The sequence below is a fragment of the Pontiella sulfatireligans genome, assembly GCF_900890705.1.
GTDB lineage: Bacteria > Verrucomicrobiota > Kiritimatiellia > Kiritimatiellales > Pontiellaceae > Pontiella > Pontiella sulfatireligans.
Window position 1 is genome coordinate 316,867 of record NZ_CAAHFH010000002.1, and the last position, 17,410, is coordinate 334,276.

Consider the following 17,410-nt stretch of genomic DNA (forward strand, 5'->3'; position numbering starts at 1 on the left):
ATGGGGGATTCCGCCACCCTTCATTCACGAATTTCTATCCGGTTCTGCTTATTTTCTCTCTATCCTCAGCCGGATGAATGTCTCGTCATCGGAAATCGGTATAGAGTTGGTTATGGCGTCGAATGTGCCGGCATTCTTCTGAATTCCATCCACGGCATAACCGGCATTCGTCCAGACACCGGAAACCAGGTTGGTGGTGGACTCGATGGTGTCGACCAGATCCGAATCGTCGTTTCGCCGCGCATGCGTGTAGTTGAAATGATCCCCCGCCCTTCCAAAGGCAGGAACTTTGCCGGGATCCAGCCCATCCGTCGGATCACCGCCCAGGGCATATTCCGCGAGGTTGTCCACTCCATCGCCATCAAAATCGTTGGTGGATAAACCAATGTCCACGCCCCAGGAATCCATCCAATAGTCGGCGAATGTGGTTGGGCCGGACTCATCGCTTTCCGCCGTACGGGTACCGATGAACGGCCCCCCGGTAACCCGCTTTGCATATTCGCTGACGTTCGTGTAGACCGATTCGACATAGTTTGGATTGGGAACCAGCGGTATGCGGGCACCCACCGAAGCAAAGTAGTTGGTCATATCGGCATAGAGCGCTTCGGCGCGTGCCGGGTCGTCCGGATAGATATTGTGGTACTGCCCCGGATCGCTTCCGATATCGAAATACATGATCGGCTCCCACGTGGGGAAACGTACCGGGGTTTCATAGAAATAAACCACCGCCTCGTGCCCCTTCACGATCACCGAATGAGGCATGGTGTTGCGGTAGTGCGGATAGTGGAAATAGAGCGAACGTTCGAGTAAATCCCAGCTTGGCGTTTTACCCTGCATCAGTCCGGCCAGACTGATGCCGTCAAGATCCGGCACACGGGCTGGATCACCGCCCGCCCAATCGATGAAGGTCGGCAGAAAATCATAGTTAACGACGTTGGCCGCAGTGAACGAACCCGCCGAAATTCCGGGACCCTCCGCAACCATGGGCACGCGGATCCCGCCCTGCCACAACCACCATTTTTGCATGTGCAGCGGTTGGAAAAGGCCGGAGAGCTCATCGTAAAAGTCGTGGCGGTAGCCGTTGTCGCCTGCCATGACCACGTAGGTATTGTCGGCGATGCCCAGCTCGGCGATCTTTTGGCGCACTTCCCCGATCTTCAGATCCAGTTCGTAGGCCATGCCCAGGAAGACCGCGGGATCTTTCTTATGATTGATCAGTGCCGGATCGGTCTCCCCGTCATTGTGGGCCACCACAGCCGGATGGTTCTGGTAGCGCGCCCGTGACTCGGGGGTACATTCCCAGCCTCCATGCATGGCATAGTGCGAAAGCTGGAGGTAGAACGGTTGCCCAGCCGCCACCTGCTCCTCCATGAAGGCGATGCCGTCGTCGGTGATCTGCGTCATCAGCTTCGGATCTTCCAACCCAGCCAGGCCGTCCTCTTCATTATAATTATTCCCCTCGTCGTTCGTAGTGGGGCCGTCGTGCCGGACATAGCCTTCGTCCCCGGGGTCGCCGCGCATATGCCACTTCCCGATATGGGCGCAAGCATAGCCCAGCGGTGCAAGCGCTTCGGAAATTGTCACGGCCTCCGGCCTGAGGGTGTTGTCCGCACCATTTGCGATCACCGGGAAGTTGTAGTACTTCTGCCCCTCGGTAGTGGAATCGTCATCATAATATCCGGAATTCCCCATGTACACGGTCATGCCATTGCGCGGGTTCGACTGGCCGGTCTGAATCGCGGCACGTGCCGGGGTGCATTGCGGTGAACCGTACGCATTACGGAACACCATGCCGTTTTGCGCCATCGATTCCAGGTTCGGCATTTCCATGATCTCAGGCATGGCCGAATTCCGCATGCGGTCATCCATCCGGATGGGTGTTCCATTCCACGCCCAGTCATCCACATAAATCAGTACAATATTCGGCCGGTTGAACCATTTACCCATCAAGCGATTCCGTTGCAGTTTGAAGTGCGTCGGGCTCAGGTTGGAACCGAACACCGTCACCTCGCCCAACATGCCGTCGAGATAGCGGTCAGCTGATGCGGCGCTGCCCAGCGTCACCGGCTCCGCTGTTGAAAAATCGGCAGCCGCCACCGTGCCGGTGGTGGATGTGCCGCTTTTCGATTCCCAGAATTCGTACGCCCCCGTTGCGGCATCATAGTTAAACGCCAGCACCAGCGTATCGCCGCCTTCGACGTTCCCAGGACTGGAAGACGGAACCATTTGCCCGCCGAGCCAGGCCTGCGGCTGCCCTGCTCCGTTGAAGCCCAGGCCAAATGCCGAGTTGCCAAGCACATCATTTCCGCCCGCCAAAACCGAGTCGCACTTGAGGGCAACCAACACGCAGAAGCCGTTGGATCCGACCGACTGGTCGAGCCAGGCGTCCGAGGCGGACTCTGAAATGAGTTCGAGGCTGTTGCGGTTGGATTGCATGTCCACACCCGACAGACCGGATTCGGAAACACTGGTGCTCGGATAAAGCGCGTTTCCAATCCTTGGAACCGCATGGTTGCCGCTGGCGGCCTGGTCAATCCACTGGGTTACCACGCCATCCGATACAAACACACTTGCCGCGTTGGCGGCGTCCAGATGCTGCAGACGCACCACCTCGTTCGGCACCGCCGCAATTTCGTTGCTGAGGGGCGACTCCGCGCCGTTGGTGTCCACCATCTTCACGACATAGTAGTAGGTGATGCCGCCGGGCATGCCGACATCCGTATATGTGCTTTTGGTCACGTTGGTAGCGATCGCCACATAGTTGGTGCCGCTTTCGGAGGAACGGTAGACCCGGTAGGAATCGAGGTTCCCCGAAACATTATCATCCCAATCCAAGGTCACCGATTCGTCATCGACGGAATAGACCAGGTTGTCTATGGGCAACAAGCCCTCTACGATTCCCCAGAAGAACTCGGTCTCGGAGCCGGTTTCCGAAGTGTTTGACCGCAGAATTTCAGAAGCTCCGCCAGGGCTGACATTCGCGTTTCCGTCAGGATCGCCGACGCACGTCAGGCGAACCTTGCCACCGGACAGGTCAGACCAAAGGAAGTGGGTCAATGCATCGGTGGTGTTGGTCGCTACGGCATAGAGCTTGTCTTTGTCGTCGGTCTGAACCCGGACATACTTGCCGTTGACAAACGCCTTGAGCGCAATGTTCGTGCCGTCGACATCTTCAATGATGAACAGCTGGGCACCGCCGATGGAAGAAACCCCCTGCGCGGTAACCGCATAGCCGTTTCCCGCGTCGGCGGTTACGTAGGAAGCATTATCAATATGGTACAGCCAAACCGTTTCCCCGACGGGAGCGGCCGCCCAGGCCCAAACGGCTCCGAGCAAATGCAGTGACAATAGTACTGTTTTTTTCATTCTGCTGTTCTCCATTTGAGCGTGGCCTTTGGTTGCAGAAAAATGCCGGGGAAAGACATTTCATGTCAATCCCCGGCAATACTGTCTGTCCGGATTTGTTAATATTCCGCGCTTGCGCGGATAAACTTCACCGCATCCGTGGTCGGCACGGAGTTGGACACATAGTTGTAGTCTCCTTCAGCCGGCACGTAGGTGCCGATCACCGCGGTGTAGCCTTCATCCGTCCAGGTGTCGTATGGCAGGTTATCCATGGTGAGAACCGCATAGTTCAGGTCCGCATCGTTCTTGGGCTGCGGATGGATGTACACCAGACCACCGTCAGTGACCAGATCGGTATACGTGTCGTCGGTACCATTGGTCGGATTGCCTGCAAAGGCATATTCGGCCAGATTGTTGATTCCGTCGTTGTCCCAGTCGTTGGTTGCCGAACCGAGGTTGACCCCCCAGCTGCTGACCCACACGTCGAAGCCCGTCGCATCCGCACTGACCCATTTCAGACGCAGGGCATCGCGTTGCGCCTCGAATTGATCGGCGGGAAGCTTGGTGCTGAAGATTTTCACCTCACCCATCAGCCCATCAAAAATCCGGCTGTCTCTTCCGGAACCGCCCAACTGCAGTGGATCGCCTGAAAAATCACCATGGGCTTCAGCCGTAACACTGACTTCCTCATTATTCTTGGAATCCCAGAAGGTCGTTTCTCCGGTCAAAGCATTATAGTTCAGTGCATAGACGATGGTGTCTCCAGCTTCCACACCCGCCCCGGATTGCGTAAGGGTGGCACTACCCAGTTCCACCGTCATTTCGCCGTCGTCGCCATCATATTCCATCGAGATCGGGCCGTTATTGAGAAAAATATTGGCTACTCCCTCTGTCATAGTACGCGTCTTGAATGCCACCAGCATGGCGAATCCATCGCTACCCGAGGCATCGCCCGTGAAATCAAGTAAAGCGTCCGTCCCGTTAGTGAACAGGTTGAGCATTCGCATGTCAGTGCCCATGTCGAATCCGGCACGTCCGGAACCAAACAGATCGGTGCTGGGCCACAGAACGGGACCTAAGTCATCGCCATCCGCAACATCCGTTGCATCGTTGCCGAACGTCGATTGGTCGACCACGTCCGTTACGATGCCCATGCCATTGGTAACGCCATCAGTCTGTACGCTGGCGGCCACGGTAGCATCGATATGCTGGAACAGCACCGTCTCGGTTACGGCCGCAAAGGGAATTGCGGAAACCTCGTCGCTCAGGGCACTCTCCGGCGGCACACCGTTGGTGCCGACAGCCGTCACCGCATAATAGTTGGTTGTTCCGGCAACTACATCAAAATCGGTAAAAGCACTTGCAGTCACATTGGTGAGCACCGGACTACCGGTGGTTACCGGCGTGGTGGTCGAGCGATATACGGTATAGTAATCCAGATGGCCGGTTGTGTCGTCTGCCCAGTCCAACAAGACAGCCGCGGGAACGCCCAACGCTTTGAGTCTTTTAGGCTGTGCGGTTCCGGTCGGCGGCGTGGCCGACACCTCGTTGCTCAAATCCGTTTCAGTCGATCCATCGGTTGCCGTAACAGCATAGTAGTAGGTCGTGCCATTGACTACATTCGTGTCCGTAAACTGACTGTTGCTTGGAGAGCCGAGCAACGTGTCGCTGATGGTGACCGGTGTGTTGGTCGAGCGGTAAACGGTATAGGTATCGAGCAATCCCGAGACGTCATTGTCCCAATCCAGGACGACCTGCGAATCGGAGGTGTTTGCGCCCAGCCCCGTCGGAGGCTCAAGCGCGGCACCCACGACACCATATGTCCATGCTGATCTAATGCTACCACCCGAGGTGCTATGCGCCTTTAATGTATGAGTATTACCTCTTTCATGCACTACCGGATCGGCATGAGCTAAGCAGCTCAACTCATACGTTCCGGCGTACGTACCCTCGGTTATTTCCGTCATGGTAAAATGCGTCAGAGGATTGTTGGTTAGAGCGGTTGCATCAATCGTCAGAATGTCATCGTTATTGGTAACCACTATCACGTAACTAGTGGTGTCCGCCACTTGAAAAATGAAGTTCGAGTCTGATCCGTCGGCACTGTGCACCACAAAGTTTAGCGCGTTCGCAACGTCGGTCTCTGCCTTGGCTACCAGAGCACTCCCACTTGCGTACACGTATGAATTGTCTGTACCGCCTTTCAGCCAGATGGTGTCGCCTATCTCCGGCAGCGCCGCCTGCGTCCCGATCGCCATGCCCAATAGGGCTGCGAATAGTGTTATGCCTCTCATTTTCATCATTTTCCTCCTGTTCATTTATTCAACCGAATGAACTCCCCGAGAATCCATTTCCGGCATCCAACTTAAAATCCTGCGTAATCGCACATTCCTCTCCAAGGGATAAAACGTTTTCCCATATCCCGAAAGATCCGGCTTGGTTTTTTCCGCCAAAATAGTGGTGATTTCCGCCAAACAGCAAATACTCCTGAAATAGGCGTTTTTTTTGCATCTACACCTTTTCCTCACGATACCCAGTGGGATTCATACCGTGCTTTTTCTTAAAAATCCGATAGAAATGGCTTAGGTCTCCGAAGCCCACCTCGAAAGCCACATCGGTCACATGCACCTCGGGATCCTTCAACAAGGCCTCCGCCTTTTTCAGGCGGTATTCCCCAATCAGCTGAACGGGCGTCAGATCCATCAAGGCCTTGATTTTACGCTGCAGCGAACGTTGGCTCATGTTGAGTTCGGAAGCCAGCGAATCGGTATTAAAAGCGGGATCAAGGTAATTGGCCTTGAGGGTGCGGGTCAGGTTTTCCCAGAACACGCGGTCGAGGCCGCTGCGCAGTTCCGGCATATCCAACGTATCGGAATCAGAATCTTCCTCTGAAGACCATGCGAACTCGCGGGCGACATGCTTGCGTAAAAGTCGGCGCGTCTCCAGCAGGTTGCCTATGCGTGCCCGGAGCAACAGCATGTTGAACGGCTTGGTCACATAGTCGTCGGCTCCCGTCTGCAAGCCCTCCACCTGGCTCTCCACCGCCGTCTTGGCCGTCAGCATAACCACCGGGATATGGGCGGTTTCCACCCCGGCCTTCAAGCGACGGCAGAGTTCAAGTCCATCCATGACCGGCATCATAAGATCGGTCACGACCAGGTCGGGTATGGTCTCCAGAGCCTTTTCCAGTCCCTCTTTCCCATTGGCTGCTTCCTCGATCTGGTAGTCTTCCTCAAGATCGGAAGCGATCAACAGACGGTAGTCGGCTTCATCCTCAACCAACAGGATTACCGGAATATCTTCCGAATCATCAGGGCGCATGTTCGATTCATCATTTCGCTTACTCATGTTTCTCTCCGCGAGTGCCTCCCAATCCAGCAAAAGTTCTTCCTGTTTTTCGTAACGATTTCATAGGAGTACGGGAGTCCCCGGCTACGAAGCCCCAGTCGCCGAACGTTTTCCCATATCATGGAAACTCGTGGCTTGGGTTTTTCCGCCAAAACACTTGCGATTTCCGCCAAATAGGATTTGGGGCTAGGACTGGACTCAGGGGATGAACAGGGTTCCGTTTAACCACATCGGGGAAATCCGGGTATTCGGTCACAGGACAATGATCGTGACGACTACCTATATTTCGTCGCGATATTGGGAGGGGGTCATGCGATGCTTTTTCTTGAAGATTCGATAGAAATTGCTGAGGTCGCCGAAACCCACATCGAAAGCGACATCGGTCACATGCATCTCGGGATCCTTCAACAAGGCCTCCGCCTTTTTCAGGCGATATTCCGCAATCAACTGAACGGGCGTCAGATCCACCAAGGCCTTGATTTTGCGCTGCATCGACCGCTGGCTCATGTTGAGCTCGGAAGCCAACGAATCCGTATTAAAATCGGGATCGGTGCAATGGGCCTTGAGGATGCGGCAGAGGTTTTCCCAAAACGCGCGATCCAGTCCGCCGCGCAGTTCCGGAATCTCCAGCATTTCGGAGATGGGATCTTCCCCTGTGGAATGAGCAAACTCATGGGCGAAATGCCTGCGCAAAAGACGGCGCGTCTCCAACAGGTTTTTTATGCGCGCCCGAAGCAGCAGCATATTGAACGGCTTGGTGACGTAGTCGTCGGCCCCCGTCTGCAGGCCCTCCACCTGGCTCTCCACCGCCGTTTTGGCCGTCAGCATAACCACCGGAATATGGGCGGTTTCCAAGCCGGTTTTCAAGCGACGGCAGAGTTCAATCCCATCCATGACCGGCATCATGAGATCGGTCACGACTAGATCAGGCATCGTCTCCAGGGCTTTTTCCAGCCCCTGCTTCCCATTCGCGGCCTCCACGACCTGATAATCCTCCTCAAGGTCGGAAGCGACCAGCAGGCGGTAGTCGGCGTCATCCTCAACCAGGAGAATGACCGGAAGTTCTTCGGAATGATCAATCGGGTCGTTCGATTCATTATTTTGTTCAATCATGAGTCTCTCCGAGATTGGAAATATGAGGCAACTCCATGGGCAGCAGTACCGTAAAGCGGGTTCCGGGACTATCCGGATCAGAGTGGATAGGGCTTTCTGCATGTATTTCCCCGCCCCACAGATCAACCAGCTCCTTCGTGAGGTTCAGGCCGATCCCTGAACCGTCCACAATCGATTTTTCAGGAATGCGGTAAAAGCGGTCAAAGATACGCGGCAGGTGCTCGGGATCGACACCGGGACCCGTATCCTCAACGACCAAGGAAAGCGTACCACCCCGATCGGCATCCTCGACTGTTTTCAGTTCCACCACAACATTTCCGCCCGCCGGCGTATACTTGAGGGCATTGCCCACCAGATTGGACGTAATCTTTCTGAGCTTGTCCGGATCGAACCATCCCAGACAGGCATTCTCGCAAACCATCCTGCAGGAAATCTGATTTCTGTTCGCGAGGGGTTGCAGGAGTTCAATACTCTCTCGCACAGATACCGCCGCATCCCCCTCAACGACCTCAATATGGATGATGCCCCGTTCGAGCTTGCGGAAATCCAGGATCTGCGAAACCAGGTTTTCAATGCGGTCGGCATTACGCAGCGCCATATCGAGCCACGTTTGTTTACGCGGATCGGTCTCGTTTTTCAGCAGCCGCCCCAGCGGTTCCTTGATCAATCCGAGAGGTGTGTTCAGCTCGTGCGATATATTGGTAAAGAATCCGGTTTTCATCTGATCGATTTCCTCCAGATGCAACGCGCGATCCCGCAAGCGCTTGTTGCGGTAATAGACCACCATCCAGATGAACGCCGCCGTCCCGCCGCCTATCAGCAGCACCATGGCAATGAACCAGGGGCGCTGCCAGACCGCCGGAACCACCGTGAACCGGCTCAGCGCCGGGGTGGAGTCTATGTTGAAATCGCGATCCCGGGCGCGGACTTCAAAGGTATGCCTTCCGCGCCCCAACCCGACAAACGAATGGTCGGTTTTATCGGAAAACGGCGACCATTCTCCCCCGTTCAGCCGCCATGAAAACTGCAGCTGATCTGAAGGCGTATTCAGCCACACATCTTTCCCCGACCAGGAAATATGGATATTCCCGGCCGAGTCGACTCGATCAAGGTGGTCGACAATGGAGGTGTCCGGCGCGAGTTGATCCGGCCTGTATCGAACCGTACGGAATGGATCCTTGCCTGCCAGATTAACGTTCATCCGCAGCGACCGTATATCCTTTCCGTTGAAATTAAACCATACGGCGCCATCGTTCGACTCGCGCACGTTTCCTCCCCGGTTCGACATACCGAAGTCGGCCGAAAACACCGCCCCCGCCCAGCTCTTTCCATCGAACCGGCTGATACCGCCATCGGACGCGGCGAGCAGCGTTCCATCGTGCATGGGCAGCAGATCCACAACCAGCCTTCCCGCCAACCCCTCCTTCGCGGAAAAATGCCGCCACTCATCCTTCTCCTTACGATAGACACCGGACAATCCGTTGGCCGCCCATAGGCTATGCGCTCCATCCACCACCAGGTCATGGGTGAACATGCCGGGAAGTTCAGAGACAATTTGTATTTTCCCGTTCGCAATATCAAACGCATGGATCGTTGGCGAACCGATCCATAGAAGGCCGTCGTCCGTTTGGGCGAACCGATGGATGGCGTAAGGGAATTGGGGGGGGGCATACCGTTCCAAGAGCTGGACGGCACCGCCCTCCAGCACCTCGTATTGAAGCGCGCCGCCTGCATCCGGTGTGTTTATTTCATCACCCATGGCTCCGAGCCAAACCGTACCGTCTTTGGCTTCGAAAGCGGCACCTGCCCAGATCAGCTTTGCGAAATCGGGCAATTCGTGCCGGGTCCAGCTCGAGCCATTATAGACGCTAAAGGCCGCACGCTGTTTATGGTTGCCGACCGCCCAGACCAAACCTTGACTGGATGCGTGCAGTGAACGCGGAACAGAAATCAGCCCATCCTTTAAACCATATTCGAGCCAACGGCCGGCGGCCGGATCATGTGACACCACATGATAATCCTCCGTTAAATACCATTGTCGCCCGTCGTCCGTTTCGCACTCGAAATGCAATCCCTCATAGGTCAGCCACTGGTCCCTCCTCATATCCAGCGTGTGCACATATCCGCCACGCCCAACCAGCCACCATCCTCCTTCTGCAGTCTCATAAAGGGACAGAGGAATATTGGGGAGATTAAGCTGGGACGAGGAATACACATCTTCATCGGGGCGGTGCAGGGCGCGAAGCGTCCCGGAACCCGCCGCCCAGATTCCCCCATTGCGATCCCTCATCAGAGAACTGTAAACACCGTCGGATTGGCTAAACGTTTCCCACAAACCCGTACCGACATCCAATGCCAATGCACCGCTCATCCTGCTGTCAACGTACCAGATGGTTCCCGAAGGCCCTGCACAGATGCTTGATTGGGGGGCGGTCTTCTCGATATCCACCCGATAGGTTCTCCAGTCCTGCTCCTCCCGCACCCGCCCATTTTGCAAGGGGATTTGAATCAGGTCAGAACGCTCCGAAGGCACCGAGCGAACCACCCATGCGCTCCCATCCGGATCACGGCAAAAAGAGGTCAGGCGCTGTTTCTCCGTTGCGCGAAGCACGACAAGCTGCTCGGCCAGATCCGCACTGAATCGCCAAAGCGCATTGGGCATCAGCAGCCATACCGTACCGTCCTCCGCCTGTTCCAACCGGCTTTCAAACGTAGAATGTCCCACATCCCGTTTGATCACCTTCCACGCCCCGCCCGTTCTTAGCACCAGCCCGCTCTCGACCACAGCAAGCAGATCGCCGTCCCGCATGCACAGCACGCTTTTTCCCCATGGCGCTCGGTTGGGATCATGCGCAATGCCCGACAACAGACCATCATCAAAAGGAATGAACTCGATCCGCCGGCCGTCATACCGCGCCAACCCGCCAATGCAACCGAACCAAATCGAGCCATCCGCCGCCTCGTCCATGGAAAGGATGTCCAGATCGGCCAGCTCCTCCATCTCCCGCCAGCGCCACGGCTCCAGTACCGGATCGGCAATAACCGGTGTATACGGCTTCACCGCCACACAGCAGAGCGGCAGGAGCAGCACCAGGAATAAACTCTTCAACGCCATTTAAAACGCATAGCACAACCACGTAGAGCAATGCACGAACGTTTTATCAAACTCACACCGCAAACACGCGAAAAGGTGTCCGTCCTATAGATTAATGATCAAGCCTTGGATGCAGACAAAACCCTATGCCCTTAGGCCGTTACATACGCAGAATCACCGGCTGAAAACTTCCTGAACAACGACTCCCTATCTCCGCAATTTACCTTCGCCTGCACGCGGCAACGTCAGCGTTTCCCACGAACGAAAGCCAAAAACCTTTAAATAAAAATTGCATAACCTCTGCACTTCATAATATATGAATAGGTATTGCACATGGGAAAAATATGAATACAACGGAACAAATACTGGATATCGCAAAGCAAAAAGGGCTCATAAGCGCAAACGACGTCGAGGAGGCCGGAATTTCGCGCAACTATCTCTATACTCTTTGCAGCAAGGGGCTGCTGCGCAAAACAGCCCAGGGGATCTATTCCCTGCCGGATGCGGACTTTTCCGAGCACGCCGCGATTGCCGAAACAGCCAAACGCGTACCTCGCGCCGTTGTGTGTCTGATCTCCGCCCTCAGCTTCCACGGCATCACGACCCAGCTGCCGCATGAAGTCTGGATTGCCGTGCCAAGGGGAGCGTGGAGCCCCCGCATTGAATACCCGCCGCTGCACCTGACGTACATGTCGGGAGAGGCTTATTCGTTCGGCATTCAGGAGAACAACATCAGCGGTGTTTCCGTCAAGGTTTACAGCCCGTCCAAAACCGTCGCCGACTGTTTCAAGTTCCGCAGCACGGTCGGCCTCGATGTCGCCATCGAAGCGCTTAGGGAAACATGGCGATCCCGCAGGGCATCGATGGACGAACTGATGGAAGCCGCCATGATCTGCCGGGTGTCGAAGGTCATGCGTCCCTATCTGGAGGCTTCGATATGAGCCGGGATGACAAACGCAATATGGCGCACTCCGTATTCCAACGCCTCCTTAACAAGGCGAGGGCGAATAAGGTCGATTTCAACCTCGTGCTTTCGCGCTATGGCATGGAGCGCTTTATCTACAGGCTTGCCGTTTCCCCCCACCAAGAGCGATTCATTCTCAAGGGCGCCAGTCTCTTTCTGGTCTGGAAGGGGCAAAACTTCCGAGTGACCCGTGATGCCGACTTTCTTGGCTTCGGGGATCCGGCTCCGGCCCAACTCCAGGACGTCTTCCAATCCATATGCCAACAGCAATGCCCGCAGGATGATGGGATGATATACCTTCCGGCCTCCGTCAAGGCAGAAGCCATCCGAGAAGACCAGGAATACGACGGTGTCCGTATCACACTGATGGGCAAATTGGGCAACGCCCGTATCCCGCTGCAAATCGACATCGGCTTTGGCGATGCCATTACACCGAAAGCAGAAAACATAGAATATCCGATTCTGCTCGATCATCCCGCACCGCACCTCAAGGCCTATCCCCGCTATACCCTGATCGCCGAAAAATTCGAAGCGATGGTACGGCTCGGTATCGCCAACAGCCGGATGAAGGATTTCTTCGATATCTGGCTGCTCTCGCAACTGTTTGAATTTGACGGCTCGGTTTTGTCGGCGGCAATCAAAAACACCTTTGACCGTAGAGGTTCGCCGGTTCCCTCGAAACTTCCGTTTGCATTCGGATCAGCCTTTTACGAAGACGACCAAAAACAACAGCAATGGAAGGGATTTATCCGAAACGCCAAACCCAACATCGAGGTTGGGGATCTCCCGTTCGTTATCCCAGCAGTTTCCGAGTTCATCATGCCGGCCATAGAGGCGATCCATACGGCCAATAGTTTTGACAAAACGTGGTCTCCGGGAAACGGGTGGATAGCGTGATGCCCATCTTGACCTTTTCCCTCGACATGACGCGTCAAAACTTCGGGCGAAACTTCGGGTTTTGCCCACCAAAAACCAGATTTTTTCAAACTATTAACCCGCCGCTTGACCCGGAAGACAATTCATGTATCATATTGATTACAAGGTTGATAAAGAAACGACTTGCAACGTGCTTCATGGTTTAAATACCGCTTAAAGCGGATGGCAATGTGAACTTTTTCGCTAAAAAGTTCGTCATCCTAAAAAATCTCCTACTCATTATCATTGAATGATCCTGACTACATGCGTCACGGCAACCGACCGACACGCAGCCGCACATCGTCGTATAGAAAATAGATTCGTTTGCCCTGACTGAGCAGATAATCGACATTCTTCGCCTGCGTATAGTTCTTGAATATCGCAAACGAGTTGTAACCGGACTGAGGGCGATGGGAGTGCTCGGTTCGTTCGTCCGACACATCAAACAAGGTGCGCCACTCCCCGCCATCGGGCTTGATCCGCACGAAAACGCGGGCCTTGCTTAAAGGGTTCGTCTCAGGATCGTCCCCCTTCACTAGAAACCCATTGATCGTCGACCACTGTCCGAATGGAACCGGTGCATTCCAATTGTATCGACGCCACCGCGCAGGCCCGACTGCAGTATCGTAACTCTTATTTTCACCTCTCATTTCCCAGCCGAATTGCCCTTCGACATCGGGATTCTCCAAAAACTGGAAGTTTACCCTGAACGATCCAGCCTTGTCAAAAACATCGCACTCGGCTTCAGGAAGCTTCTTCGACCAAATCTCAAAAAAATCGTTCCAGCCATGTTCTTCTGGAATATCGGCGATGGCACGCCACTCTTCAGGGATATACCAACGGTAGATGAAACAGACGACTTCTACCGGCTCTTCGGCGCGAAACTTGAAGGCCCCTTGCGCCCTCCCCTTCAACCCGTTGTGGGAAAGAATCTCGAACTTCATCGCCCTGTTTTCAGGGTTCTCCGGATCCGGTATAATGTCAATATCGCCGGTCCCCGTAATGAGCGTTCGAAACACGCAACGATCCAATTTCGGGTTCAACCGATCCCAGTTGCTTGCATCGCCCGAAACTGAATGATCCGCCCCTTTCAAGTACCTATTCGCGTAAACAGTATCCGGCTCAAAGCCCGAATGTATAACCAGCGTCACATCCGCCCTCTCGGCTGCAGGATCATCCGCAAGGACAGAACTACTATTCGGCGGAGCGGCCATTACTGAAAAGGAGACCATTCCCGCGATAAAAAAACAGATTCGTTTGATCACTCGTACGTGTTTCATTTTAGTTTTCCCTCGAGCATTCCGCCCACCTGACACCTTCCTGCCATATAGGGCACCGTTTGACGGGAGGGCAACGCTCTGGGTTGAAAAATCCGGGCTTGTCCGGTGGGGATCCTAAAGCCTGAACTACACGCCATTAAGAGTAACCCGGGACAAGGCACTCCTGTTAATCTTGTCCCGCGAGCAAAGCGACCGATAGTCTGCAAAGAAACCAATCGCATAGTCACCATACAAATATACGGAGAACCTTATGTTCTCAGAAAACGCTCAGGTGTATACGAGCCGTTCATCCGGCGGGTCAAGTTTCGCACATCACCCTCCACCGGCCACCTATTCGTATCGAACAAAAACGCATGCGTTCGGCTCGACTGTCACTTTTCCTGGCTTGAAAACCTTTCTTCCCCAGACATCACGCAGGACATACTTTTTCCCGGCATCAAGCCCCATCTGCTTAGGTCCGATGAAAGCGGTTCTGGGTTCGTCGCAGCGATTGAAAATCGCGATCCACCCACCGTCTTTTTTTGCGTCGCGTTCAGGAGTTTTCCAGATCTGGACATAGTTGGAATTATTGACCAGATGTCCCATAACGCCATTCTGGTTACAGGCAATCATCTCTTTGTTCGTCAGCAACCGGATGGACTCTTCGTCCAGCGTCGGCAGTACGCCGCCGATCATCAGCGGCGAGGCGCTCATGGCGCGCATCGTGATAAAGGATTCCTTTTGAGAAACGGTAAACTGATCGAAACGATGCGTTCCGATACCCGCCATCTTCTTTTTCGTGCCTTCGGGAACCATGACCTGCAGTTCGCCGAACGGAATCATATCCATATCCAGCCAAAAGCCTTGACGCACAGGTACATACTGCCACGTCAGCCACGCATCAAAACACTTGTCGATATCCGCCTGCCTGTCCCACACATCCCCCGTCACACGCAGCAAGTCCGCAGTCTCGTAGAGTCTGATTTCGTCGCCCAGCACACGGCCGCCTGGCGACAGGCTCAATGTGATGGGACGCCCGCATTTATCAATCGCCTTCCGGACAGCAGCGATTTCGGCGGGATAGGTAACGATATCGTCGGCCTTGATAAAATCGATCCCCTGATCAGCCAGCGACTGGATCCAACTATCGTAGTAGGCCTGGGCACCGGGCTTGTTCATATCAACGCCATAGATATGCTGATTCCATGTGCACGTACTGGTGGTATCGGCAATATCGCCCGCGCGAACATTTGTGCCCAGAACAGGCGTACTCAGCTCCACCGCCTTGCGGGGTATGCCGCGCAGAATATGCACACCGAATTTAACCCCGTGTTTGTGGCACTCATCAGCGATGGATTTGAAACCATTCGGGAAATAGCATTTCGACGGGATAAAGCGGCCATACTCATCCATATTGACTTCGCGACCCTTATCGCTTGTGGGCAACAGGGTTCCCGGTACGGTGTCGTATTCAATGTACCAGCCTCCGTCGACCACAAAATATTCATACCCGAGCGGCTTAAAAACCTCCACGAACGTTTTAAGGTTGTCAAAGCAGGCCTGCTCATGGCAGTAGGTGCCATAAGAATCATAACTGTTCCAGCCCATCGGCGGCGTCGGTGCCAACATATCTTTCGCGAAACCGGCCAAAGGCAACGATGCGACCAGTATCATTCCAGTAAAAAAGTTCATTTCAGGTTCCTTATTTCAGATTCGTTTGATCAATCGACGTACTTCATTTTCCCCCTCGAACCTTCCACCCGCCTGCCATAAGGAGCACCGTTTGGCGAATGCCCCATTAAATGAACGGAGAATTGCCGGAAATATTCTGACTAGCGAGTCACTTCAATCATATGCAGAAAAACAGGTGCATTCCCTGCACACACTGAAATGCACGGGTTCCGGCGCCACAAAGAGCGTCTTGTGGAGTTCAGCGCCACCGTTTCAGTTTTCCACTCCCCGCTTCCTGACATCTTTACACGGAACGTTTCACCGGCAACGTGAACGGTAAAACTTCCGGCATGGTCATCCAGATAAACAACGTTAATACACGCTCCGTTCAGACTGGCCGCAAATGCAGCATCAACCTCCACACTCAGGCTCTCTTTTGGCGGCAGACGGCGGGCCCATGCACCAAAACGGCGATCATCAGGACCAATATTTATTATGCCCTCGCCCTCCGACCGGTCGCCCGGAAGACGCTTCATTAAAAAGGTATAGTCGTTTGTGAAAACCTTCAGCGCACGTTTTTGGGCTGAATAATCATTCTTTGCCAGCACGGTACTGTTTTCGCGAAAAGCAATCCATGCGCCCGGGGAGGTTTCAGGCGACGCATGATATCCGGCATATTTCGCCGCAAACTTAAACGCCTGATCGAACTCTTCCTGATAATGGCCCGTCGAACCATCGGAATAATCCACATCCCCATAGTGATATTTCCCGTTTATGGCAACACCCAGATCATTTCCGTATACAGCGATAAAAGAAACCCCGCAATGCAGGTCAAACAGCATACGCCAGTAATTCCATTTGGGCGGGCTGCACCATCGGTCGTCTGTAATTTTTGTATGGTGCCCCCACGCCGAAGCCCACGGTTCCGCATAGGCCGTTGTTCCCCCACTTCGGCAGTACCGGTAAAACAGTCCATATTTCGTTTCCGCGCTGCCGTAACGGGGCTCCACTTCGCTGGAGGTGTGATACCAACTCAACGTCCCGTTTTCAAACTGCGGGATATACGGCTTCAACCGTTCTTTAGAAATATTGTTCCGCACAAACAACCGGACTTTCCCTCCGAACAAATGGATATGCTCTTTGAGCACGGCCTGGAGATACTGATTAACGACCGGTTTACTGTACGCCTCAACGAGCTCCCGATCCACTCCTTCCGGCATAACCCATTGCGAAAGAGAGAGGTCGGCCTTAATCTTTGGATCGGCATGTTCCGTTCCGAACGGATTATAGTTAAGACGAATGCCGAGAATATGATCACGATACGGTGCCGCTTCCAAATGCGCCGCAAACGCTTTAAGCAGATTTATGTAGCTATCGCGGTGCAGCGGATACCAAAACATCAGGCTTCCTTGATCATCACGAATCTGATGGGACAGTTTGCTGGGATAATAAGGCACCCGGCCGTAAAGCCATTGTGGTTTTTTCCCTCCGTTGATCTGAATGGTTGCGGCCAATCCGCGCTCCGAGAACCATTGCATCTGCTGATCAACGGCAGAAAAATCATACTTGCCTTCTCGGGGTTCCAAATCAGCCCACTGAACCTTCACCTGACCACCCCCGATGTACGGAAGGGCATAGATGGCTTCTTTCTGATTGGAACTTGACCAATTGGGGTAAATCCCAGCGTGTTCCACCCGACCC

Annotated in this window: 10 protein-coding genes; 2 read left to right on the forward strand and 8 right to left on the reverse strand. The window is 54.2% G+C overall.

Going from position 1 to position 17,410, the window contains the following annotated elements:
- Window positions 1-48: 48 nt before the first annotated feature.
- The 5 genes from SCARR_RS28630 to SCARR_RS14355 form a co-directional block, all read right to left on the reverse strand.
- Window positions 49-3,366, reverse strand: coding sequence for a sulfatase-like hydrolase/transferase (locus SCARR_RS28630; RefSeq protein WP_222846328.1), 3,318 nt, complete (start codon window positions 3,364-3,366; stop codon window positions 49-51).
- Between the two features lie 98 nt (window positions 3,367-3,464).
- Window positions 3,465-5,648, reverse strand: a complete 2,184-nt coding sequence (locus tag SCARR_RS14340) for a fibronectin type III domain-containing protein (RefSeq protein WP_136062364.1) — start codon at window positions 5,646-5,648, stop codon at window positions 3,465-3,467.
- 208 nt (window positions 5,649-5,856) lie between these two features.
- Window positions 5,857-6,693, reverse strand: coding sequence for a response regulator transcription factor (locus SCARR_RS14345; RefSeq protein WP_136062365.1), 837 nt, complete (start codon window positions 6,691-6,693; stop codon window positions 5,857-5,859).
- A gap of 279 nt (window positions 6,694-6,972) precedes the next feature.
- The gene (locus tag SCARR_RS14350) at window positions 6,973-7,806 is read right to left on the reverse strand and encodes a response regulator transcription factor (RefSeq protein ID WP_168433317.1); all 834 of its coding nucleotides are present in this window, start codon (window positions 7,804-7,806) and stop codon (window positions 6,973-6,975) included.
- Window positions 7,799-10,921: an ATP-binding protein gene (locus SCARR_RS14355; protein WP_136062367.1), complete on the reverse strand. Its 3,123-nt coding sequence runs from the start codon at window positions 10,919-10,921 to the stop codon at window positions 7,799-7,801. Before SCARR_RS14355 ends, SCARR_RS14350 begins: the two co-directional genes overlap by 8 nt.
- Window positions 10,922-11,244: 323 nt before the next feature.
- On the opposite strand from SCARR_RS14355, the gene SCARR_RS14360 reads away from it, so the two are divergent.
- Both SCARR_RS14360 and SCARR_RS14365 read left to right on the forward strand, forming a co-directional pair.
- On the forward strand, window positions 11,245-11,841 hold the full coding sequence (locus SCARR_RS14360; RefSeq protein WP_136062368.1) for a type IV toxin-antitoxin system AbiEi family antitoxin domain-containing protein: 597 nt from the start codon (window positions 11,245-11,247) through the stop codon (window positions 11,839-11,841).
- The gene (locus SCARR_RS14365; protein ID WP_136062369.1) at window positions 11,838-12,761 is read left to right on the forward strand and encodes a nucleotidyl transferase AbiEii/AbiGii toxin family protein; all 924 of its coding nucleotides are present in this window, start codon (window positions 11,838-11,840) and stop codon (window positions 12,759-12,761) included. Before SCARR_RS14360 ends, SCARR_RS14365 begins: the two co-directional genes overlap by 4 nt.
- Window positions 12,762-13,048: 287 nt before the next feature.
- On the opposite strand, the gene SCARR_RS14370 is transcribed toward SCARR_RS14365, so the two are convergent.
- The 3 genes from SCARR_RS14370 to SCARR_RS14380 all read right to left on the reverse strand — a co-directional run bounded on the left by SCARR_RS14370 (window position 13,049) and on the right by SCARR_RS14380 (window position 17,316).
- A complete protein-coding gene (locus SCARR_RS14370) occupies window positions 13,049-14,059 on the reverse strand; it encodes a hypothetical protein (protein ID WP_136062370.1) in 1,011 nt (336 codons plus the stop codon).
- 330 nt (window positions 14,060-14,389) lie between these two features.
- The gene (locus tag SCARR_RS14375) at window positions 14,390-15,730 is read right to left on the reverse strand and encodes a glycoside hydrolase family 27 protein (RefSeq protein ID WP_136062371.1); all 1,341 of its coding nucleotides are present in this window, start codon (window positions 15,728-15,730) and stop codon (window positions 14,390-14,392) included.
- 140 nt (window positions 15,731-15,870) lie between these two features.
- Window positions 15,871-17,316: a beta-galactosidase gene (locus tag SCARR_RS14380; RefSeq protein ID WP_168433318.1), complete on the reverse strand. Its 1,446-nt coding sequence runs from the start codon at window positions 17,314-17,316 to the stop codon at window positions 15,871-15,873.
- Between the last annotated feature and the right edge of the window lie 94 nt (window positions 17,317-17,410).